Genomic DNA, 21,047 nt, shown 5'->3' with positions numbered 1-21,047 from the left:
GTTTGACGTTTTTCCAACTCCGGCTAATACTTAGGATAATAAGAAAAAAGGAAGCCGCGAAGGAGACAGCATGGCCGAGCCAGCCTTGCGTGATATCGGACCCGACAAATCCCTGTTGCTGGTCGATGATGACGAGCCATTTCTGAGGCGTCTTGCCAAGGCAATGGAAAAACGGGGGTTCGAGATCGAGACGGCCTCGTCCGTCGCGGCAGGACGTGCCATCGCCACCGCGCGCCCACCTGCTTATGCCGTGGTCGACCTGCGGCTTGAAGACGGAAACGGCCTGGATGTGGTCGAAGTGCTGCGTGAAAAACGACCCGACAGCCGGGTCGTGGTTCTGACCGGATATGGCGCGATTGCGACGGCTGTTGCGGCGGTCAAGATCGGGGCCACCGATTACCTGTCAAAGCCCGCCGATGCGACCGACGTGACAAATGCGCTTCTGGCAACGGGCGATGAACTTCCCCCGCCGCCGGAAAACCCGATGAGCGCGGATCGCGTACGCTGGGAACATATCCAGCGCGTTTATGAGCTTTGCGACCGCAATGTCAGCGAAACGGCGCGCCGTCTGAACATGCATCGCCGCACCTTGCAGCGTATTCTGGCCAAACGCTCGCCCCGCTGATGCGGGCGCGGGTAATGGTCATTTGATGTCGAACCGCTTGAGGATCTTGTCGACGACCTCTCCGCTATCCAGCGGATAGTCTTCGATCCGCCCATAGTAGCGAAACCCGCGGCTTTGGTAGTAAATCAGTCCGCCCTCGTTATCGGCGCGGATATTGGCGTTGATCCAGTCGTATCCCAGATCTTTCGCGGCGGCTTTCGTCGCCTCGAACAGGGCCGATCCGATGCCAAGCCCGGTTTTGCCGATCTTGACGAAAGTGGCGATATCGCAGGCTTCAGGCGGCAGGCCGTCACGGGGTTCGACCCATTGAAAGCCCTGAACTTCTTCGCGTTCATCCAGCGCGACGTGCCAGGCCGATCGCGTCGGCGCAAAATCCATCCAATCGCGAATGTCCCTGAACGTTACCGGGCGGGTCAGCGCAGTTGTGCCGCCTTGCTCAATTATGCTGTTGAGAAGTCGCGCCATAGACCCTGCATCCAGGTCGATCGCCCGACGGACAGAGATCATGCCATCTGATCCAGAAGTGTTGCGTGCCGATCTGTATAGGCCGCGCGCGTCTCTATCGGCGGGCGCAACACGATAGAGAATTCATCGACCAGCGCTGAATCGGGTTTCCCGAAGAACTTATCGGCCTCAGCCTCGGAAAATCCAGCGATCTGGACGGCTTCCATCCAGGCGCTGATCTTGTCGGCTTTCTTGATCTTCTGCTTGATCTGTTTGGGAAGCATCGCTGGCAACCCAAAGCGCAGATGGATTGCCGCTGTCAGACGATCATCCAACGCGCCATATCCCGGCCCGACCGATGCCTTGACCGGAGAAATCATGTCGCCGATCACGTATTCGGGTGCATCGTGCAGCAAGGCTGCCATCTGCCATTTCGGGTCCGGCTGACCCTCCATCCGGGTAAACAGCCCCTCAACCAGAAGCGAATGTTCGGCCACGGAATACGCGTAATCCCCATGGGTTTGACCGTTCCAGCGGGCCACAAATGCCAGGCCATGGGCGATGTCCTGAATTTCGATATCCATCGGCGTGGGATCCAGAAGATCCAGTCTGCGCCCGGACAGCATGCGTTGCCACGCGCGGGTTTGGGAAGAGGGGGGCATGACGCACCTTCGGAACAAATTGGCGGTTATCGTCGTTGATAAAGCATGAAACGGACCATGAACAAGACGATCATCGGACTGGCATTTGCTTTGATTTCCAGTGCTGCAGTGGCAGAGGAGCCGGTCTGCATGCCGAAAGAAGAACTGGAAGCTGCACTGACCGACTGGTACGGCGAAACGCCCATGCCGGGCGTTGTGGCGACAACCACGTCAACGATGCAGCTGTGGACATCGCGCAGTTCGGAAACATGGACGTTGGTGAAATACCTGATCGACGGCAGCGCTTGCGCCATCTCAAGCGGTAAAAACCTGGATCGCGCCAGTACGGCGGAGGCCACGATCGCGGCGTTGATTGCCAAGTAACCGGGCGCTGTGCATTCCGCAAAAACACGCGAAGAGGGCCATTTATTGTACGTTTGCATTTTGAGTGCTATCTGCCCCTTAAAGCACAACAAGGATGCAGATAGAGATGGCAAAAGACTATATCGTGAAGGACATTTCGCTGGCCGCGTTCGGCCGCAAGGAACTGGACATCGCCGAGACGGAAATGCCCGGCCTGATGGCGCTTCGCGAGGAGTATGGCGACAGCAAACCCCTGTCCGGAGCGCGGATTGTCGGATCGCTGCACATGACAATTCAAACGGCGGTTCTGATCGAAACGCTGGCTGCGCTGGGCGCGGATGTTCGCTGGGCGTCGTGCAACATCTTTTCGACCCAGGATCACGCGGCCGCGGCAATTGCCGAGGCGGGCATTCCTGTCTTTGCGATTAAGGGTCAGACGCTGGAAGAACATTGGGATTACCTGGACAAGTCGTTCCTCTTCGAAGACGGCCCCAACATGATCCTGGACGATGGCGGCGATGCGACGCTTTACGTCCTTCTGGGCGCACGCGCGGAAGCGGGCGAAGACATCATCCCCGTCCCCACCTCGGAAGAGGAAGAGGTGATCAAGGCGCAGATCAAGAAGCGGATGGCCGAAAGCCCCGGCTGGTTCACCAAAGTGCGCGATCAGATCAAAGGCGTGTCCGAGGAAACCACCACCGGTGTGAACCGCCTGTACCAACTGGTGCGTGACGGTCAGCTGCCCTTCCCGGCCATCAACGTGAATGACAGCGTCACCAAATCGAAATTCGACAACAAGTATGGCTGCAAGGAATCGCTGGTCGACGGGATCCGCCGCGCCACCGACACCATGATGGCCGGCAAGGTCGCAGTCGTTTGCGGTTATGGCGATGTGGGCAAAGGCTCGGCCGCCAGCCTGCGTGGCGCGGGCGCCCGTGTGAAAGTCACCGAGGTTGACCCGATCTGTGCGCTTCAGGCCGCAATGGACGGTTATGAAGTCACCCTTCTGGAGGATGAGCTGGCCACGGCCGATATCTTCATCACCACGACCGGCAACAAGGACGTGATCCGCATCGAGCATATGCGCGAGATGAAGGATATGGCGATCGTCGGCAACATTGGCCACTTCGACAACGAAATTCAGGTGGCCGCGCTGAAGAACCATAAATGGACGAACATCAAGGAACAGGTCGACATGATCGAGATGCCGAATGGCAATCGTCTGATCCTGCTGTCCGAAGGGCGTCTATTGAACCTTGGCAATGCGACGGGGCACCCGTCTTTCGTGATGTCTGCTTCCTTCACCAACCAGGTGCTGGCTCAGATCGAGCTTTGGACCCGTGGCGAGAACTACAAGAACGAGGTTTATATCCTGCCCAAACACCTGGACGAGAAAGTGGCGCGGCTGCACCTGGATCGCATCGGGGTGAAACTGACCCAGCTGAATTCGGATCAGGCCGCCTATATCGGCGTCAAACCCGAAGGCCCCTTTAAGCCGGAACATTACCGGTATTGATCCGAACTCTGGTCATACTGGCCTTTCTGGCGGCGGCGTCCCCGGTGGATGCCGCCCCCAAAGAAACCGAAACAATTCAATACTATTCCATCAGCGGTGAGACGTTGGCCGACCTGCGCCGCGACATGGCGCGACATGGTCCGCAGGGTTTCTGGGGCTATACCAAGTGGTGGATCACCTGGTCGCGTAATTGCGATATTGATCTTGAGATCACGATCACCCTACCGCGGCTGGCACGAACAGCGCGTCTGTCAGAGTGCGACCTTCGCGTATGGAATGCAATGACAGAAGCGCTTTATCGCCACGAACAGATGCATGCCGAACACGGGCGCCGCGCGGCGGCGGCCATCCATGCCAGCGATTGCAGCGCGCCCCGCCGCGTGATCCAGATTTGGGCTGAACGCGACCGCGCCCTTGATCGCGAAACCCGTCACGGTGCAACCCAGGGCGTCACTTTGTTGGATTAACCCGGTCGATCGCAGCGCAGAACCATCCAATCAGGCACGGCATTTGACCGACCTTCCAAAAAGAACCCTGCTTTTTCGAGGATCCGCAAAGAAGCAATGTTGGTCGGACGGACCCGCGCGATCATATGATCCAGCGTGCGATCGGCGGCGAAACATTCGGCTATAAACCGTGTGACCGCACGGTGGCCAATGCCCTTGCTCCAATGCGATTCGCCCAACCAATAGCTGAGTTCCGGCTCCTGCTCGCCAAATTCCAGTCTCACCTGGCCAACGGGCAAACCGCCCATGCAGATCGCGCGAACGACATGCAGCGTGGTTTCAGCCGAAAGAGCAATCAGTTCCTGCGCGATCTCGATTGTGATGTCACCGGGATAACCGTTGGGAAGATGGGTCCAGACGTTGGGGTTGTTCAAAAGCCGGCGGAACATCGGCGCATCTTCCGAGGCCCAGGGCCGCAACGTGATCTCAGCCGCGCTTTGCAGCGATGCCCAGCCAGGGCGGCGCGTGAGTGCGTCAAAATCGTCAATCGCGTCGGCGCGTACCCAACCGTTTTGAACCGGATCGAAGTGAAGCCCGATCTGCGCCTGTCTTGCCGCGATCACATCCTGCGTGGAAAGCGGCCCGTCCGACCGAAGGAAAGATCCGGATTTGACCAAATGCACGGCCTGTGACGCCGGCGTGCTGTGAAGTCCCATACCAAGCCCTGAAATGATTTGTTTTCGGATAGTTAGGTTCGCCATTTAAAGATGCAAGTTGCATGCATGTTACATGGCGGCAGAATCTCTCCGGTTTTGGGGAAAAGCTGAAAAATTTCTCCTTTGTTGGAGGGGAGGAACCGACTACGGTTCGGGTGACCGGTTTGGTCAAGTAAATGTGGAGGGATTAAACTTGGGGAAACGAGACGATCTGATCGCGCAATATGCTGACGATTTGAAGAACAAATGCGGTATGACACCCGACATGGATCTGCTGACAAAAGTAACGATTGGCTGCGGGCCGTCGATCTATGATGCGGATGCGTCAACCGTTGCTGCGTCGCAACCCGGTGAGCTGGAAACCGTCAAGAACAACTTTCTGATCAAGAAGCTTGGTCTGTCTGACGGGCCCGAGCTGACGGACGCCATCAACAAAGTCATCGAGACCTATGGCAAATCCGAGCGGAACAAATACCGCGCGGTTGTCTATTACATGCTGACCAAACACTTCGGCAAAGAAGCCGTTTACGGCTGAAGATTACTCGTATTCAAAGCGCCCGTCTGATCCCAGGCGGGCGTTTTTGTCATTCATTTTAAGTACTTCGCATTTGGCCTGCGGCGCGTGTTTTGATACACCTGACCTGGGCGGCCAGGATGGCCAGAACATTTCAAACACGTGTGGTGTATGGGAGCACGTGGGGAAGGAAGGGTTCTGGCATTGGGTCGGGACCCTTCCATTCGTTCAGAACGACACAAGCACGATACCAATGATCGTGCAGTCGATGATCACATACCCGCCGTCGATCAACAGCAGTGCCAATAGCCGTCCCGCAAACACTTATCATGTGGCGAGCCACGGTATCGCCAGAAACGCCCCCTTGCCAAATCCGGAAACTGCAGTCTCCGGCATGCCGGTGATTTGACTGGTTTCGTACAGATGGCGCATCACCGGGTAACGCTGCCTAGTTCGCAAATGATCTTCCATTCCTCATCGGTTACCGGCTGCACCGACAGGCGCGAATTCTTGACCAAAACCATCTCGCCCAGCCGGGGGTCGTCTTTGACCATGTCCAGCGTGACAGGGGTCTTGAAGGGTGCGACCGCCTTGATATCCACGCATTCCCAACGGTCATCATTGGTTGTACTGTCGGGATGCGCCTCGGCAATGACTTCCACTATTCCGACAACCGCCTTTTCGGTTTGCGAATGGTAAAAGAACCCGCGATCGCCGATCTGCATTTCGCGCATGAAATTGCGCGCCTGATAGTTGCGCACACCGTCCCATTCCTCGCCTGCGTCGCCTTTTGCGACTTGTTGGTCCCAACTCCAGGTGGAGGGTTCAGATTTGAACAACCAATAGGCCATGGGTGCATTCGCCTTTCTGTACCGGAAATTTCTGTGCTGTGATTCACAAGTTACAGCATTTTGCGATGAGATTTGTTAGATCACAGGCAAGGTAAACACTCAATTGGCCCGGTTCGAAGGCCAGAACGATCCCCCGACACGGCGAACCAGCGCCCGAAGCGAGCAGTAACAACAGAATGAGCAGCGATAGCGCACAGGCCAAGCCCAAGCCGATGACGATCAAGACCGCCCGAGAAAAAGGGCTGCTGATCGAAGAGATCCCGCTGGATCAGATTGACCCGCATTTCCTTGTCCGTGACAGGCTAGTTCAGGATGAGGATGAGATGGCCTCTCTCAAATCCTCGATAAAGGCGCGGGGGCAGCAAATTCCGATCGAGGTTGCGCGTCTAAGCGACAACAGCGACCGTTTCGGTTTGATCTCGGGCTGGCGGCGGTTCATGGCGCTGCGCGAACTGCAGGAAGAAACGGGAAACCCGGCATTCGGGGTGATCCGGGCGTTGGTGATTGCGCCGGGAAACGCGCAGGATGCTTATCTTGCGATGATCGAAGAAAACGAAATTCGCGTGAATCTCAGCTTTTATGAGCGCGCGCGTATTGCCCTGCGCGCGGTGCATGAGGGGGTGTTTCCCGATACGCGCAAGGCTTTGCAGGGGCTGTATGCGTCTTCCACCCGGTCGAAGCGGTCAAAGATCGGAACCTTCGTGTCCCTGGTAGATCGCTTTGACGGCGTATTGCAGCACCCGACCGCGATTTCCGAGAAACTTGGCCTGGCATTGGCGCGTGAACTGGTGCGCGACGCGTCTTTCGCCGAGCGGGTATCGGAGAGGTTGCGCAAAGCGCCGCTGCGCACACCGCATGAAGAGGCGCGTATTCTGACCCAGGCGCTTGGCTCTTTTGGTTTCCCGGAAGAGCCGCAGCCCGAAGAAACGCGTGTGGTGGAGCCTCGACCGCGCCACGCTACAGCGCCCGCGCGAAAGGAAGTGATCGGGTCGCTTCGACTGCAATACCGCCCAGAAAGCGCCGCGATCAAACTATCGGGTGACGACGTGGATGACGCGTTTTTTGAAGACCTGATGGAATGGATCGCGAAGCGGCTGGGATAAGACCTGCTTTTCTCATGATGTGTCCTGTGCGATCCGCAGCGGATCGTCCGGGCGTGCGTCATATCCTTCGGCCCATTGGCGCAACGCCCGTGTCATTGCATCCGCGTCATAGGAATTCGCGGCAGCCTGCACATCGCGCAACATCGACGCCGCTTTCAGCGCAGGCAAGCGTGGATCGCGGGCACGAAGGATTTTCGGGTGATCCGTGGGCAAAAGTGGCCGGGTGACGGACAGCTCTTCCATCAGTTTTTCGCCGGGGCGCAGGCCGCTGATTGCGATCTCGATATCGCCGTCGGGGGTGTCTTTCGTCCGCAGTGACTTGCCAGCAGCTTTCACCATCTGTCTGGCAAGAGCTTCAATGCGCCACGGTTCGCCCATGTCCAGGACATAAATATTGCCATGGCAAGCCATTGTGCCAGTCAGAAGGACAAGCGCGACTGCCTCGTCCACACTCATGAAGTATCGCATCATCCCGGGATGGGTGATGGTGATCGGACCGCCTTTGCGGATCTGGTCCTGAAACAGGGGAACAACGGATCCACTGGACCCTGCTACATTGCCAAACCTGACAATCCCGAAGGCGGTTTCTGGGTGGCGATCCTGAAGGTATTGCACCGCGTGTTCTGCCAGACGTTTGGATGCGCCCATCACATTCGCGGGCCGCACTGCTTTGTCAGACGAAATCAGCATAAAGCGCCCAACCCCAAAACGCGCGGCTTCTGAGGCAACGACATGTGTGCCCAGAACGTTGTTTGTTGCCACCACCAAGGCGTTTGTTTCCGCAAGCGGTACGTGTTTATAGGCCGCGGCATGAAGAACGATGTCGATGTGATATCTGCGCAGGACATGGCGTATATGCGCGGCGTCCCGGACGGATCCGAGAACGGGTACGATCTCAACCGAATTCAGTTCAGGATGATCAGACAAAGCCCGTTGGATCGAATACAGCGCGAATTCGCTGAGCTCGAAAAGGACAAGGCGTTTGGGCCGCAACGACATGAGCTTTTGACACAGCGCGGATCCGATGGAGCCGCCGGCGCCGGTGACCAGAATGGATTGGCCTATATAGGCGTCTTTCGCCACGTTGATATCCGCAGCACCGCGCAGATTAACTGGGATCATGTTCGCCAACCCCGCTTACCTGCGCCGAACCAGATCGCCGATCGTCTGAAAGACCAGCAGCATGTCACCCGCCAACGTACGCGTCCGGATGTAATGACGGTCCAGCCGCGCCTTCTTGGGGATGCACTGCGTGACATAGGCGAGATGCGTTTCCTCGGGTGAACGACAGCGCTTGAGCATCCGTTCTTCCCTTTGCCGGAAGGCGAGGGTGGCCAGGCCCGTCACCCCCGGTTTGACCTGAAGAATATCTGCATAGATTTCGGGGAAGGCGTGCACATAGGAGGGCAGCGGTGGCCGCGGGCCGACAAAGCTCAAATCGCCCTTCAGGATGTTCCAAAGCTGCGGCAACTCATCCAGACGCGAGCGTCGCAACCAGCGACCCTGTGGGGTGATCCGCGCGCGTTTGTCACCGCCGCAGACGCCCTGATCGTTTTCGACAACCTCCATCGTGCGGAACTTGACCAGCACGAAAGGACGGTCCGGCGCGGACATACGTTCGGAGAGGAAAAAGATTGGCCGTCCCTGCCGCAACAGCAGCCAGATCACAAGCCCGCCAATGACCGGTGCCAGCAGCAGCAGCAGCAGCGTCGAAAATCCGATGTCCATCGCGCGTTTGGCGTCCATCACGCGGCCTCCCGATGGGTGATAAAGCGCTTCCAGTCAGCTGCCACATGCCCTGCGCTGTCCTCGGGAGCGGGCAGGGGCACCAGGCGCTGCAATGCAGATACATCAAGAACTGCTTGCGCGACGGCCTTTGGCCCGGCAACGCGCGGCAACCAAGGCAGACCTGCACGATCCAGAAGATCACCCATATGGCAGGGCGTCGGCAGCGCGAGGTTCAGGAAACGGGGCATCACGTCAAATCTGTTAATCAGATGCATGAGACCTTCTGCGAGATCATGGGGGCCGATCACGCTGCGCAGCGGGGTGGTGCCATCGGCGAACCTGTCCAGCTGGAACCCCGGCCGCCATCCACCCAGGATGGCATCCGCGCCTGCGATATTGCCGATCCGCAGGTTGCAGATACGCACGCCCAAGCTGCGACCCAGAGTGAGGCAGGCATCCTCCATCCGAGCTTTTTCCTTGCCGTACCGCGAAGCCGGTCGCCTTTCTGCCCCCTCGCCCACCGGCGCATCTGTGGGCCCGTAAACAGCAGCGGAAGAGCACAGAAACACCGTTCGGCACCGCGTCTGAGCCGCCGCCCGGACCGCGGCCAAAGCCAGCTCGGTGTTCAGATCCAACATCCCGCGCCCTGCCGGAACACCAGCCAGGCACAGCACCAGGTCATGGGATTGTGCCAGCTGCTGCATCCCATGTTCATCACGCAGGGGATCAAGACTTATCAAACCGGGTCCTGCCCGCCGCGACGCCCAACTGACCGCCTCCTGCCCCCAGATCTTGCGGAGCATTCGGCCCAACCGGCCACCGGAGCCCAAAACCAGAACACGGGGCCCGACAACTTTAACGAGAGATGTCGTTGACGGCATGCGGTGAACCAGTATCCTTTGCCAAATTCTGTCAGCTGCAGACCTCGATAAAGGCAACCCGTGAAGTGATCGTTACCAGCCGCATTTTTTCTATGCTCGGCCTGTGCATATTTTTGGCCGCCTGCGGGGACCTGCCGCGTGGAGCAGCCGTGGATTATGAGATTTTGCAGGGTGCCGATGATCCGGATGCGGATTTCGCCGTCTATCCTGTGACGCGCGAATTTCTTCCTGCTTTGGCCAAATGGCCTCATCCCGGCCCGCATCGGCATGGCTGGATTTCGCACAGCCATACGGCGAGCGGCCCAACGATTCGCCCCGGCGATCTGGTCAGCTTGCGGGTTTGGGACAGCACCGAGAATTCGCTGCTGACCGCGACCGAACAGCAAGCGGTTGACCTGAGCGATATCGAGGTGTCGAAAACCGGTGCGATCTTCATGCCATATGTGGGTGACCTGAACATTGCAGGGAAAACCACGGATCAGGCGCGGCTGCATATCCAGACGGCGTTGGAAGGCATTATTCCCTCTGCACAGGTGCAGCTTTCCGTGGTGCCGGGACGCAAGAACTCGGTCGATCTGGTGGGCGGCGTGACCAAGCCGGGTACATATCCGGTGGTTGACGATCATTTCACCGTCCTGGGCCTGCTGGCAGCGGGTGGCGGTGTGATGCCTTCGCTGGTCAACCCGCAGGTACGGCTGATCCGCAACGGTCGATCCTATGAAACGTCTATCGACAGGCTTTATGAAACGCCGTCGAAGAACAGCCTTCTGATCGGCGGGGATACCCTGATCGTTGAAGAAGACGAGCGGTATTTCCTGTCTTATGGCTCAACCGGGCAGGAGGCGCTTCACCGGTTTCCAAAAGATACCGTATCGGCATTGGATGCAGTGTCTATCATGAGTGGCATCAATGATGCGCGGGGTGATCCGGAAGGCGTTTTGATCCTTCGGGAGTATCCGGCAAACGCGGTTGGATCATCGCCTGACCGGCCCAGGATGCAACGTGTGGTCTTCACCTTCGATCTGACCACCAGTGACGGTCTGTTCTCGGCCGGGCGGTTCCAAATCGCGTCAGGCGATCTGCTGGTGGGAACGGAAAGCCCGGTCACGAATGTGCGCACAGTGCTGGGTCTGATCGGGCTGGCCGTTGGCGCAGCAGCCGCCGTTGATTAAAGCGACAGGGCTTTGCCGGCGGGCACCAGTGCGTTGATATGGTCGATCAGACCGGGCAGCGATTTCGTGAGGAAATCATAGCGATCAACCACATGGGCACGCGCGGCCACCCCCAGATGCGAAAAATCTGACGGGGCCTCAAGAACCTGTGCCACCTGATCGGCCAGGGCGGCTGGGTCGAAGAAATCCACCAGAAGCCCGGTTTTGCCATGTTCTACCACCTCGCGCACCGGGGCCACGTCCGACGTGACGATCGTGGCTTCCATGGCCATGGCTTCCATCAGCGACCAGCTGAGAACAAAGGGCATGGTCAGATAGATATGACACCGGCTCAGCTGCAGGATGCGGCAGAACTGGGCATAGGGGACGCGGCCAACGAAATGCACGCGGCTCCAGTCGATCAGATGGCCGACCTCTTCTTCCATCTCGCCGCGCAGGCCGCCGGGATGCTTGCTGCTTTGGCCATAGGATGTGTCATTGCCCCCAATGGCGATCACACGCGCGTTCGGCCGCGCTTCAAGGATCCGGGGCAGGGCGCGCATGAACTGATGAAAGCCGCGCGTACGTTCCATATTGCGGGCGACATAGGTGACGATCTCGTCCTCCCGCGTCAGATCGCGGTCCAGACGGCCAAGACGAACCCTGACATCGGGATCAGGCATCAGCTTGTCGGTGCGGATCCCGTCGTGAAGCACGTGGAGCTTGTCATGGAAGCTGTCGGGAAACCGGTCGCGTTGCCAGATTGTCGGAACGATGCCGCGATCGACCTGATGCAGCGCGGCGTAGGGCACTGCATTCCGTGCTTCCAGCAGGAAGGGCGCATGGTCGTTCATCGGCTCTTCCGGATCAAACCCAACCGACCCGCCGGATGCGCGATAGAAATATTCGAACAGGCCAAGAACAGGCACATCGGGCCAGACCTGCTTTAGAAACAACATCTCTCCCCAGCCGGTGTGGCCGATAATGATATCCGGGGAAAACCCTGCCTCTTTCAGCTTTTCCGCGGCCATCGCTGCGCCAAAGCCGGCGCCGGTTGCGTTTTCCCAGACCTTGCTCAGACCATAGGTGTCGTTGGCAGCCTTGTGGTGCGGGGAATATCTGACCGTCTTCACTCCGGGAAAGCTGGGGCATTCCTTGCGCTGGGTCAGGAAAACGATCTGGTGATCCCCGCTGGCGCCAAGCCATTGGATGACTTCCCGGTACTGGCCCGGCATGTTCTGGTGGACGAACAGGAACCGCACGCGCCGGGGCTCCTATCCGATGACCTTGTTCCACGCGCGCAGCGTGACATCTGCGAAAAGCCCGGCTTTGGCATAGGGATCGCCCGAGGCCCAGGCCTGCGCGGCGGCCATGTCATCGACATCCAGCACGACAAGAGAGCCCGCCATGTTCCCGTCGTCATCCAGCAGCGGACCGGCCATTTCGACGACTCCGGTCTCTTTGATATAGGCCAGATGCGCGTCGCGATTGGCTTTCCGGACCTCCAGATGGCCGGGCTTGTCTGTGCACATAAGGGCAAATCGCATGGTCATTCCTCTCTCAGCGGGCGGGCCATTAGCCCGGTGACCGCAGTTTGCAGATCAATATCGCCTGACACCAGCGCGGCGACGGTTTGGGTGACGGGCAGGTCAAGGCCCTCTTCCCTGGCCAGTTCCGCGACCGATGTTGCGGTGGCAACCCCTTCCACCGTGGCGCTGGGCATGTCGGACGACCCGGACCCCAACGCGAAACCCATCTGGTAATTCCGCGATTGCGCTGATGTGCAGGTCAACGCCAGATCGCCAAATCCGGACAACCCCGAAAGCGTGCGCGGATCGGCCCCCTTGGTCGCGGCAAAGCGCACCATTTCGGCGAAACCTCGGGTCATCAGCGCGGCACGGGCGCTTTCGCCAAGTCCCGCGCCCATGACCGCACCGCAGGCAATGGCAATGACGTTTTTCAAGGCGCCGCCAAGCTCGGCCCCGATGGTGTCTGTCGTGCGATAAATTCGCAGATTCGCACTTGTTAGAGCCTGTTGGAGCGTCTTCCCGACGCTGTCATCCGCCACGGCCAGTGTCAGGGCGGTGGGTAACCCCTGGGCGATATCACGGGCAAAACTGGGTCCGGTCAGAAGGGCAGGCACGGCGTCCGGCAGCTCGTCCCGAAGGATGCGGATGGGTCCGTGGTGACTGCCCAGTTCGATGCCTTTGCAGCAAGCCACAAGGGTCTTGCCGGCCAGTGCATCCCGATGCGTGCGCAAGGTGCTGCGCAATTTTTGCATGGGAACGGCAATCAGCAGCGTGTCCGCCTGCGCGGCCTTGAGGACATCGGTGGTCGCTTCAACCGACGGGGGAACGTGGATGCCCGGCAGGCGCGTGGTGTTTTCGCGTGCGTCGTGCATCTGTTGCACTTGTTCGGCTGAGCGCGACCACAGCGTAACAGGCGCGTTCCCGGAAAGGGAAATGGCCAGCGCCGTGCCGAATGCTCCGGATCCGATTACAGCAATCGTCATGCCTTTGCCCCTTTCCGTCCCGATCCCAAAAGCGCGGGCTGCGTCTGATCCAAGGGCCATCTGGGCCGCGCTGACAAAGTCAAATCATCGGCCTCACCTGCCAGAAACCGTAGCCCGCCCGCATAGGCGATCATGGCCGCGTTATCGGTGCAAAGCGAAAGCGGTGGCGCAAGAAAGCGGGTGTCGGATTGGGTGCAAACAGTCTCTAATTCAGCGCGAATGGCCTGATTTGCAGCCACGCCACCGGCAACGGCAAGGGTGGGTTCTGACGGGTTTTCTTCCAGATAAAGGTCCAGCGCACGCTTGGTCTTTCCTGCCAGAACATCTGCCACGGCGGCCTGGAACCCGGCACACAGATCTGCGCGATCTTGCCTTGTTAGGCCCTGTTTTTCCGCGACAATCGCATCGCGGGCGCGGAGCACGGCCGTTTTCAGGCCAGAGAAAGACATGTTGCAATCCGCGCGATCCAGAAGCGGTCTTGGAAGGGCAAACCGATTGGGATCACCCGACCTTGCCTCGCGTTCAACGGAAGGGCCACCCGGTTGCGGCAGACCCAGAAGGCGCGCGGTCTTGTCGAAGGCCTCACCCGGGGCGTCGTCAATCGTGCCGCCCAACCGCGTGAAGTCGCTTTTGGACCGCACGATCAGAAACTGGCAATGCCCGCCCGAGACCACCAACATCAGATAGGGGAAGGCCACGTCATCTGTCAGCTTGGGCGTCAGCGCATGTCCAGCCAGGTGGTTGACACCAACCAATGGCAACCCGGTTGCGGCGCTGAGGCCTTTGGCCGTCATCACACCCGACAGAACGCCGCCGATCAGCCCGGGCCCTGAGGTTACCGCAACGGCGTCAATCTGGGAAAGCGACATTTCAGACTGTGTTAGAGCCTGTTTTACACAGGTATCCAGCTTCTCAGCATGGGCACGGGCGGCGATTTCGGGGACGACTCCGCCGAATGCCTCGTGCAGCCTGGCCTGATCGGCGACGACCGATGACAGGATCTGCGCCGGCCCCTTCTCAGGGACGCGCAGCACGGCGGCTGCCGTGTCGTCACAGCTGCTTTCCAGCCCCAGGATGATCGCCTGTCGTGTCACTTGGCCTGCCGTTGCACAATTATATCCCCGCAGGTAACACCGTAGAGGTTGGCAAACAATCCCGGCGGCCTGATGACTGCTTCCCGACCCACGCTTCTGATGACGCGCCCCGAGGTGGCGTCCGAGCGTTTCGTGGTCAGCCTTGATCCGAAACTGACAGAACGCGTGCGGGTCGTTACCGCACCTTTGATTCGTGTCGTCCATCGTGACATTGCACTTGATCTGAGCGGTATCGCGGGCGTCATCTTCACGTCTGCCAACGGGGTGCATGCGGCGTCTACGGCGACGGACCGGCGCGACCTGCCGGCCTTTTGCGTCGGACCTGCCACGACCCGCGCCGCCGCCCACGCGAGCTGGGAAGCGCGGCAGGTGGGTCAGGATGCGGAAAGCCTGATCACCGGGTTACTGGCGGCGCGGCCGGACGGCCCGCTGTTGCACATACGCGGCGCCCATGCGCGCGGGGATGTGGCTGAGGTGTTGACCAAACAGGGTCTAACATGCGGTGAAACGGTTCTTTACGATCAGATCGCACAGCCCCTGTCGCCGGAAGCGCAGACCGCGCTGAAAGGTTCGGACGCTGTGATCGTTCCCCTGTTCTCCCCCCGCACGGCGGCACTTTTCCAAGCGCAAGCGCCCGCGCGCCCTGTCACAGTTGCCGCGATAAGCCCCGCGGTGGCCCAGGCGTTGAACGGCCCTGCCGATTGGGACATTCAGATCGCGGAAGCGCCGGATGCCCAAGCCATGCGCGCCTTGGTGGAAAAACTTCTGCAATCTGCCTTGCCGGGTTGAGAGCAATCTGTCGGCGCACTACAGTCGTTGAGTGCGCGCATTGGTGCGAGTGAAGAATCAAAAGGGGTTCTGCGAGGTGGCCGCGAAAAAGACGACATCCACTGGTCAAGACACATCGGACCAGACAGACACGGCAGCCCAACCGGACGACACAACGCCCTCTGACAGCATCGACGCAATTCACGATCACGTCGAGACGGTCGAGTCAGACGACGTGCCTGAAATTGGTGTCGAAGAGGAGGCGCAGGATCAAACAGACATGTCTGACAGCGAGGACATGTCAGACATTGAGGATCCCAAGACCGACGATGCAGAGCGCGCGTTGAGCGGCGATGATACTGTCGAGACGGCAGAAGGCGATGCGGCCGAGGATCACGAGATCGCCGAGACCCCCTTGGAAGAGGGGGAACAAGACAGTGCCTCCGCACAGGACGAGGTCACCGAAACCCCACCCGAAGCCCCAGAGCGTGTGGTCGAACGTGTCGTGGAAAAACGCAGTGTCTTCATCCCGGCGATTTTCGGCGGCCTGTTTGCCGGTGTTGTCGGTTATGCCGTCGGCGCAAGCGATCAGCTGTCGTCCTTTCTGCCCGAAAGCCTGCAACGCAAGACCGGTTCCGAGGTTTCCGCAGAAGAGGTCACGGCCCTGCGCGATCAGATCGCAGCCCTTGAAGCGCGCCTTGCGGACGCGCCTGCTGCCCCTGATCTGTCGGGGATCGAGGCGCAGATCGCTGATGGTCTGGCCGCGCAGAACGACAGCCTGAGCGCCGCCGATGCGGAACTGTCCGAACGTCTTGATGCGCTGTCGGCGCAGCTGACCGAACTTGCTCAGGCGCCGGTCGAGGCCGCCATCTCGGACGAGGCGATCGCGGCTTATGAAAACGAACTTGCGGCCGTGCAGGCGGCGCTTGCCCAGCAACGTGCCGAAGTCGAGGAAATGATCGCCGAAGCCGCGCAAATGGAAGCGGAAGCCTCTGAAAGTGCACGGATCGCGCGGGCGCAGGCTGCGGCAACGCGGCTTTTTGCTGCGCTGGATACAAGCGAAGCATATGCCGGCGAAGTGACCGAATTGCAAAGCCTTGGTGTGACGGTGCCGGACGCATTGGTCGCGGCATCGGAAGGGCTGACCTCACTGGGCGCGCTTCAGTCCGATTTCCCGCCGCTTGCCCGCGCGGCGCTGTCCGCTGCGCGCGACGCGAATGCAGGCAGCGGCGGTCTGGGCGGTTTTCTTCAGAAACAGCTGGGCGCGCGATCTGTGACGCCGCGCGAGGGGGACGACCCCGACGCGATCCTGTCACGCGCTGAAGCCGCACTGACACAGGGCAATATCGCGCAGGCCCTGACCGAACTGGAGGCCCTGCCCGATGTGGCCAAGGCGCCGCTCTCCGATTGGATGGCTGCGGCGGACCAACGACAGGCGGCGCTCAGCGCTGCAGACGACCTCGCCCAGTCTTTGGCGGGTAACTGAAAGGATCACTTCTGATGCTCTGGTCTCTTATCAAGATCCTTTTGTTCGTTGTCTCGGTCGGGGCGCTGACCCTGGGCGCGGAATACCTTCTGGAATCCGAAGGCGGCATTCAACTGACCGTGGCAGGCACCGAATACACGCTTGGCCCGCTGCAATCGGTGCTGGCGGCCATTGTTCTGGTGATCGTGGTCTGGCTGCTGCTAAAACTGCTGTCTTTGTTGGTGGCGGTCTGGCGGTTCCTGAATGGCGACGAAACCGCGATCTCGCGTTATTTCGACCGCAATCGCGAGCGCAAAGGGTTCCAGGCGCTTTCCGAAGGGATGATGGCGCTGGCCTCGGGCGAAGGGCGCCTTGCGATGGCCAAGGCGGCCAAGGCCGAGAAGTATCTGCAGAAGCCGGAATTGACGAACCTTCTGACCGCCCAGGCGGCAGAATTGTCTGGTGACAGGAAAAAGGCGGAAGAGACCTACAAGAAGCTGATCGCCAGCGACACGACGCGCTTTGTCGGGGTGCGCGGGATCATGAAACAGCGCCTGTCCGAGGGCGATACGGAAACCGCCCGCAAACTGGCGGAAAAGGCGTTTCAGCTGAAACCCAAGCATGAGGAAACGCAGGACGTTCTTCTGACTCTGCAGGCCCAGACCAATGACTGGGCCGGCGCACGCAAAACGCTCAGCGCCAAGCTGAAGCACGGCAGCCTGCCGCGCGATGTGCACCGCCGGCGGGATGCCGTTCTGGCCCTGTCCGAGGCGCGGGAGGTTCTGGTCGAAGAGAACTCGATCGAGGCCCGCGAAGCGGCGATTGAGGCCAACCGCATGTCGCCCGACCTGATCCCTGCTGCGATCCTGGCCGCACGATCCTATGTCGAGAAAGGCAAGCCCAAGTTGGCCGTACGTGTGCTGAAGAAAGCCTGGCAGGTGCATCCGCATCCGGAGCTGGCTTCGGCCTTTGCCGAGATCGAGCCGAATGAAAGCCCCAAAGAGCGGATCAAGCGGTTCGCGCAGCTCACCAAGGTAAACCCGGATCACCCCGAAACCCGTCTGGTTATGGCTGAACTGAACCTGGCGGCCGAAGATTTCCCCGAAGCGCGCCGGGCGCTGGGCGATCTTGTCGACACGCTGGGTGACGCCCGCGCGCTGACGATCATGGCTGCCATCGAACGAGGCGAAGGCGCAGAGGATGCGGTGGTCAAAGGCTGGCTGGCCCGTGCGTTGAACGCGCCGCGCGGTCCGCAATGGGTGTGCGACAACTGTCAGACGGCGCATCTGGACTGGGCGCCCATCTGTTCGAATTGCCAGGGCTTCGACACGCTTAGCTGGCGGTCGCCGCCGTCCTCGGAAGTGATGAGCGCCACAGGCGTCCAGATGCTGCCGCTGATTGTCGGAAGTCTGGACAACAAGACCGCCGAGGCCGCGATCGCCGAAGCAGAAGTGGTTGAGCCCGACATGACAGAGGCAGAGGCGGAAACGGATGCACCGGCCACCGGATCTGACGCGCAAAGTGACGACGCGGCGCCGGAAGACAAAAAATAGGTCTTCCTGTTGCCCTGACTGAATGCTAAAGCGCCGCCCACACCGGGTTGATGAAACCCTGTGCCGCTGTAGCTCAGCTGGTAGAGCACGTCATTCGTAATGATGGGGTCGGGGGTTCGAGTCCCTTCAGCGGCACCACTTTCCTAAAAGATGTCAATGACTTCAGTGGGTTGGGGTTGAAATCACTACACATTCGCTACACATGAGCGGGGTGCAGTGGTTATGAAACTTGTCCTGAAAATGGATTATTTGGCGCAAGATTCGAAGTCGGGACGGTACCGCTACAGACGGCGAGTCCCGAGTGAACTGAGGAACCTGATTAATAAGCGAGAGTTCTCGATCTCGCTCAAGACTACAGATAAGCTTGTTGCTTTGGAGCGATATGAGCGAGTGCATCGTGATGTCGAAGCAGAGATTGATGCAGCGAGGTCCATTGATCCTGCAGATGCAAAGCACCGTGCCACTCTCCAAACACTAAGGAAGCATGACCTCGTACCGCCATTGGCGAAATCTCTAGCGCCGGTAACCTTTGCCGCCGATCCAGAAAAGTTTCGCAAGTTTACTGATGCCGCACTTCGTGCCCCTGACCGTGAGTTTGACCAAATCATAGAGGCTAAGTTCTTCGGAGTGCAGAAACCGCCCGTTCGGCTCTCGAAAGCAGTCGGGGCTTATCTCGAAGAACACAAGGAGGCAGACAATGAGCGTGACTTGCGAAAGCAAACTGGACTCGTCGTAAATCTAATCAAGTCAATAACGAGGGAAGCTGATCCGATAATCGATGATATCAACATCGATGTGGCATACTCTTTCCGGGATACGCTTCGTTCCAAGGGTTTAGCCCGAGGAACTATCCAGAGACGGATCAACACTATCCGCGCGATTTTGAACTTTGCCAAGAAACGCTTCCAGCTGAATGGCTATGAAAATCCTTTCAGTGGCCTTGAGGTTGCAAAGACGGCATCTGACCGTCGTGCGAAAGACAGTCGACTGCCATTGACTGTCGAGGAGATACAGCGCTGCAATCCATACGTTCTCTCAAAGAATAGCGATATCGCTGATCTTTGGATCCTAATGACTTTCACAGGCGCGAGACGAAGAGAGCTGCTCGGTCTGGAGTGGCAGGATGTCGATCTAGAACACCCGGTTCCCCATATAATCATTCGCCCGAACAGTATTCGGGGTGTCAAGACGGACACTTCTATTCGCAAGGTTCCTTTTGTGGGCAAAGCGTTGGAAACGATTTCTGTTCGATCTAAGAATGTTGAGTTGAACCAGGCCAGTTTGAAACCAGTTTTTTCTCGCTATGCGTCAACTAATGGCTTTAACACAGCTTCGAGCTTAATGACTAAGGCGATGAAGCAAGCTGGCGTTTGGCAAAAGATAACTAAAGTACCATACTCACTTCGCCATTCGCATAAGGACTGGATGCGTCGAGTTGCACCCGAATACTGGGCGAACCTGGTTCATGGACATGCACAGGGTGGTATCGCAGCAAACTACGGTGGGGACGATATGCTTGACCAGCTTGCGTGCTACATAGAGAAGGCCTGTCGAACTGCAGGTGTATGGGATCTGTGGTAACTTGTGTCCGAAACTATCACTCAGCTCGTCTCAATCGAACGGTTTTTCTGGGGGCTGCGGCGCGGGTCGCGTTCTTCTTTCTCTGAAGCGGCCCAGCGCGCGATCGATCAAATCGTTTGGAGAGTGATCGTCCCAGTTGCCTTGGTATTCAGACATATCCGGCACAGCGCCAGGCAAAGTGTCTGAAAGCTCTCGCAAGACACTATACAAAACCGAGGCTCGGTGGTCTGCGTTCTCTGCCATCGTGGCATACTGCACACGGCCTTCGGCACCCCAGTTAAAGGCGCCGAACGATGTCATTGAAGCCGTGGCAAACAGGGCCAAGACTTCCGGTATGTTATTCGCGACCACTGAGGGAATGCCAAAGTTAACTAGAAACGAGTAGACGCTAAGCGCGTCGAAGATCCAGCGCCAGAGGAACAGAGCGAAAATACCCATTGCGAACGGGTATAGTGTCATGGTCCAGACCAGACTCTTAGATCCGACTAGCTCCTCCCGCAAACCATCTCTAGGACGAAGGTCGTTATAGGAGTCCTCTGTACGCTCGATCGCCCTCATACACCGTTTTTCAATCTGAAACCTTTGAACGTCGGAAAGCTCGATTTCTTCCATTTGATGGCCTCAACTCTTCTCTTGTTTTTCCAGTAACTGTCCTGTTGTCCTCAACGCGCGAAACGCGAGTTTGTGCGTGATTCAGTCGTGTCTCGAAAGAACATTGGTGTGAGGTGCTATCCTCTGGAGATCAATGATCCCAGTTCTCAATGATCCTATGGCTTCAAGAGCTATTGATCATCGAGATGATATCACTGACGACACGCCGACCGCGCGACGAAAGCGAGTAAAAGTTTCGCCGAGGGTCTTCTGGGTCTGGCCTTGCGCTGATCAATCCTAGTGGTTTTCCAAGTCCTCGCATGGGCTTGTCGCCCAATACCCCAAGAACCCTGGCGATTGTCGACTGCTGAAAACCCGTCGCTTCCGTCAACTCACGCACCAACACCTCGCTGCTTCCTTTATGAGCGACCAAGAGCAAGACACGTAGTTTTGTGAGTGTCATATCTTTGTCTAGTGAACCTAAATGAGCCTCCCCAACTGAAC

Annotated in this window: 24 protein-coding genes and 1 tRNA gene; 12 read left to right on the top strand and 13 right to left on the bottom strand. The window is 58.6% G+C overall.

What is annotated here, in order from left to right; all coding sequences use genetic code 11:
* Positions 1-70 precede the first annotated feature (70 nt).
* Entirely contained in the window at positions 71-625 is a 555-nt protein-coding gene (locus TR61_RS16410) for an ActR/PrrA/RegA family redox response regulator transcription factor (RefSeq protein ID WP_050931610.1), read from the top strand.
* 18 nt (positions 626-643) lie between these two features.
* Here TR61_RS16410 and TR61_RS16405 read toward each other — a convergent pair whose 3' ends face one another.
* Both TR61_RS16405 and TR61_RS16400 read right to left on the bottom strand, forming a co-directional pair.
* Positions 644-1,132, bottom strand: a complete 489-nt coding sequence (locus tag TR61_RS16405) for a GNAT family N-acetyltransferase (RefSeq protein WP_050931609.1) — start codon at positions 1,130-1,132, stop codon at positions 644-646.
* Positions 1,129-1,731 (bottom strand): HD domain-containing protein, encoded by a 603-nt coding sequence (locus tag TR61_RS16400; RefSeq protein ID WP_050931608.1) that lies wholly within the window; start codon positions 1,729-1,731, stop codon positions 1,129-1,131. Before TR61_RS16400 ends, TR61_RS16405 begins: the two co-directional genes overlap by 4 nt.
* Positions 1,732-1,776: 45 nt before the next feature.
* Between TR61_RS16400 and TR61_RS16395 the strand changes: the two genes are divergently transcribed.
* From TR61_RS16395 to TR61_RS16385, 3 genes are all read left to right on the top strand, one after another.
* A complete protein-coding gene (locus tag TR61_RS16395; protein ID WP_050931607.1) occupies positions 1,777-2,094 on the top strand; it encodes a hypothetical protein in 318 nt (105 codons plus the stop codon).
* A gap of 106 nt (positions 2,095-2,200) precedes the next feature.
* Positions 2,201-3,589, top strand: coding sequence for an adenosylhomocysteinase (gene ahcY, locus TR61_RS16390; protein ID WP_050931606.1), 1,389 nt, complete (start codon positions 2,201-2,203; stop codon positions 3,587-3,589).
* Positions 3,586-4,056 (top strand): DUF922 domain-containing protein, encoded by a 471-nt coding sequence (locus tag TR61_RS16385; RefSeq protein WP_050931605.1) that lies wholly within the window; start codon positions 3,586-3,588, stop codon positions 4,054-4,056. Before ahcY ends, TR61_RS16385 begins: the two co-directional genes overlap by 4 nt.
* On the opposite strand, the gene TR61_RS16380 is transcribed toward TR61_RS16385, so the two are convergent.
* A complete protein-coding gene (locus tag TR61_RS16380) occupies positions 4,053-4,751 on the bottom strand; it encodes a GNAT family N-acetyltransferase (RefSeq protein WP_050931604.1) in 699 nt (232 codons plus the stop codon). The genes TR61_RS16385 and TR61_RS16380 overlap by 4 nt on opposite strands.
* Before the next feature lie 193 nt (positions 4,752-4,944).
* On the opposite strand from TR61_RS16380, the gene TR61_RS16375 reads away from it, so the two are divergent.
* On the top strand, positions 4,945-5,286 hold the full coding sequence (locus TR61_RS16375) for a DUF2853 family protein (protein WP_050931603.1): 342 nt from the start codon (positions 4,945-4,947) through the stop codon (positions 5,284-5,286).
* A gap of 410 nt (positions 5,287-5,696) precedes the next feature.
* Here TR61_RS16375 and TR61_RS16370 read toward each other — a convergent pair whose 3' ends face one another.
* Positions 5,697-6,116: an EVE domain-containing protein gene (locus TR61_RS16370; protein WP_050931602.1), complete on the bottom strand. Its 420-nt coding sequence runs from the start codon at positions 6,114-6,116 to the stop codon at positions 5,697-5,699.
* Positions 6,117-6,292: 176 nt separating this feature from the next.
* Between TR61_RS16370 and TR61_RS16365 the strand changes: the two genes are divergently transcribed.
* Positions 6,293-7,219, top strand: coding sequence for a ParB/RepB/Spo0J family partition protein (locus TR61_RS16365; RefSeq protein ID WP_050931601.1), 927 nt, complete (start codon positions 6,293-6,295; stop codon positions 7,217-7,219).
* 12 nt (positions 7,220-7,231) lie between these two features.
* Here the strand turns inward: TR61_RS16365 and TR61_RS16360 are convergent, their stop codons facing one another.
* Genes TR61_RS16360 through TR61_RS16350 form a run of 3 tightly spaced genes read right to left on the bottom strand, consistent with a single transcriptional unit; the run spans position 7,232 to position 9,828 of the window.
* Entirely contained in the window at positions 7,232-8,341 is a 1,110-nt protein-coding gene (locus TR61_RS16360; RefSeq protein WP_157440952.1) for a polysaccharide biosynthesis protein, read from the bottom strand.
* 15 nt (positions 8,342-8,356) lie between these two features.
* A complete protein-coding gene (locus TR61_RS16355) occupies positions 8,357-8,965 on the bottom strand; it encodes a sugar transferase (protein ID WP_050931599.1) in 609 nt (202 codons plus the stop codon).
* Positions 8,965-9,828 carry an NAD-dependent epimerase/dehydratase family protein gene (locus TR61_RS16350; RefSeq protein WP_082182004.1) on the bottom strand — a complete coding sequence of 288 codons (864 nt, stop codon included), beginning with the start codon at positions 9,826-9,828 and terminating at the stop codon, positions 8,965-8,967. The genes TR61_RS16355 and TR61_RS16350 overlap by 1 nt, the downstream gene beginning before the upstream one ends.
* Positions 9,829-9,977: 149 nt before the next feature.
* On the opposite strand from TR61_RS16350, the gene TR61_RS16345 reads away from it, so the two are divergent.
* Positions 9,978-11,000: a polysaccharide biosynthesis/export family protein gene (locus TR61_RS16345; RefSeq protein ID WP_245626909.1), complete on the top strand. Its 1,023-nt coding sequence runs from the start codon at positions 9,978-9,980 to the stop codon at positions 10,998-11,000.
* Here TR61_RS16345 and TR61_RS16340 read toward each other — a convergent pair.
* From TR61_RS16340 to tsaD, 4 genes are read right to left on the bottom strand one after another with little or no spacing between them, the layout of a single operon-like run.
* The gene (locus TR61_RS16340; protein ID WP_050931597.1) at positions 10,997-12,241 is read right to left on the bottom strand and encodes a glycosyltransferase family 4 protein; all 1,245 of its coding nucleotides are present in this window, start codon (positions 12,239-12,241) and stop codon (positions 10,997-10,999) included. The two genes, TR61_RS16345 and TR61_RS16340, sit on opposite strands and share 4 nt — an antisense overlap.
* Positions 12,242-12,253: 12 nt before the next feature.
* Positions 12,254-12,526: a YciI family protein gene (locus TR61_RS16335; RefSeq protein WP_050931596.1), complete on the bottom strand. Its 273-nt coding sequence runs from the start codon at positions 12,524-12,526 to the stop codon at positions 12,254-12,256.
* Positions 12,527-12,528: 2 nt separating this feature from the next.
* Positions 12,529-13,491, bottom strand: a complete 963-nt coding sequence (locus tag TR61_RS16330; RefSeq protein WP_050931595.1) for an NAD(P)H-dependent glycerol-3-phosphate dehydrogenase — start codon at positions 13,489-13,491, stop codon at positions 12,529-12,531.
* Positions 13,488-14,585, bottom strand: coding sequence for a tRNA (adenosine(37)-N6)-threonylcarbamoyltransferase complex transferase subunit TsaD (tsaD, locus tag TR61_RS16325; RefSeq protein WP_050931594.1), 1,098 nt, complete (start codon positions 14,583-14,585; stop codon positions 13,488-13,490). Before tsaD ends, TR61_RS16330 begins: the two co-directional genes overlap by 4 nt.
* 72 nt (positions 14,586-14,657) lie before the next feature.
* Here tsaD and TR61_RS16320 point away from each other — a divergent pair, with 72 nt between their 5' ends.
* From TR61_RS16320 to TR61_RS16300, 5 genes are all read left to right on the top strand, one after another.
* Complete coding sequence (locus TR61_RS16320; RefSeq protein WP_050931593.1) at positions 14,658-15,374, top strand: uroporphyrinogen-III synthase; 717 nt, start codon at positions 14,658-14,660, stop codon at positions 15,372-15,374.
* A 76-nt stretch (positions 15,375-15,450) separates the two neighbouring features.
* Positions 15,451-16,839, top strand: a complete 1,389-nt coding sequence (locus TR61_RS16315; RefSeq protein WP_050931592.1) for a hypothetical protein — start codon at positions 15,451-15,453, stop codon at positions 16,837-16,839.
* A gap of 14 nt (positions 16,840-16,853) precedes the next feature.
* Positions 16,854-18,371: a heme biosynthesis protein HemY gene (locus TR61_RS16310; protein WP_050931591.1), complete on the top strand. Its 1,518-nt coding sequence runs from the start codon at positions 16,854-16,856 to the stop codon at positions 18,369-18,371.
* Between the two features lie 62 nt (positions 18,372-18,433).
* Positions 18,434-18,509, top strand: a tRNA-Thr gene (locus TR61_RS16305).
* 84 nt (positions 18,510-18,593) lie between these two features.
* Positions 18,594-19,952 carry a DUF6538 domain-containing protein gene (locus TR61_RS16300; RefSeq protein WP_050931590.1) on the top strand — a complete coding sequence of 453 codons (1,359 nt, stop codon included), beginning with the start codon at positions 18,594-18,596 and terminating at the stop codon, positions 19,950-19,952.
* A gap of 30 nt (positions 19,953-19,982) precedes the next feature.
* On the opposite strand, the gene TR61_RS16295 is transcribed toward TR61_RS16300, so the two are convergent.
* Both TR61_RS16295 and TR61_RS20285 read right to left on the bottom strand, forming a co-directional pair.
* Complete coding sequence (locus TR61_RS16295; RefSeq protein WP_050931589.1) at positions 19,983-20,564, bottom strand: hypothetical protein; 582 nt, start codon at positions 20,562-20,564, stop codon at positions 19,983-19,985.
* A 163-nt stretch (positions 20,565-20,727) separates the two neighbouring features.
* The coding region (locus TR61_RS20285) for a MarR family winged helix-turn-helix transcriptional regulator (RefSeq protein WP_216595418.1) at positions 20,728-21,047 on the bottom strand (320 nt) is incomplete at its 5' end.

Origin of the sequence: Aestuariivita boseongensis, from assembly GCF_001262635.1 — a bacterium.
GTDB lineage: Bacteria > Pseudomonadota > Alphaproteobacteria > Rhodobacterales > Rhodobacteraceae > Aestuariivita > Aestuariivita boseongensis.
This window is presented reverse-complemented; position numbering and strand designations above follow the sequence as displayed.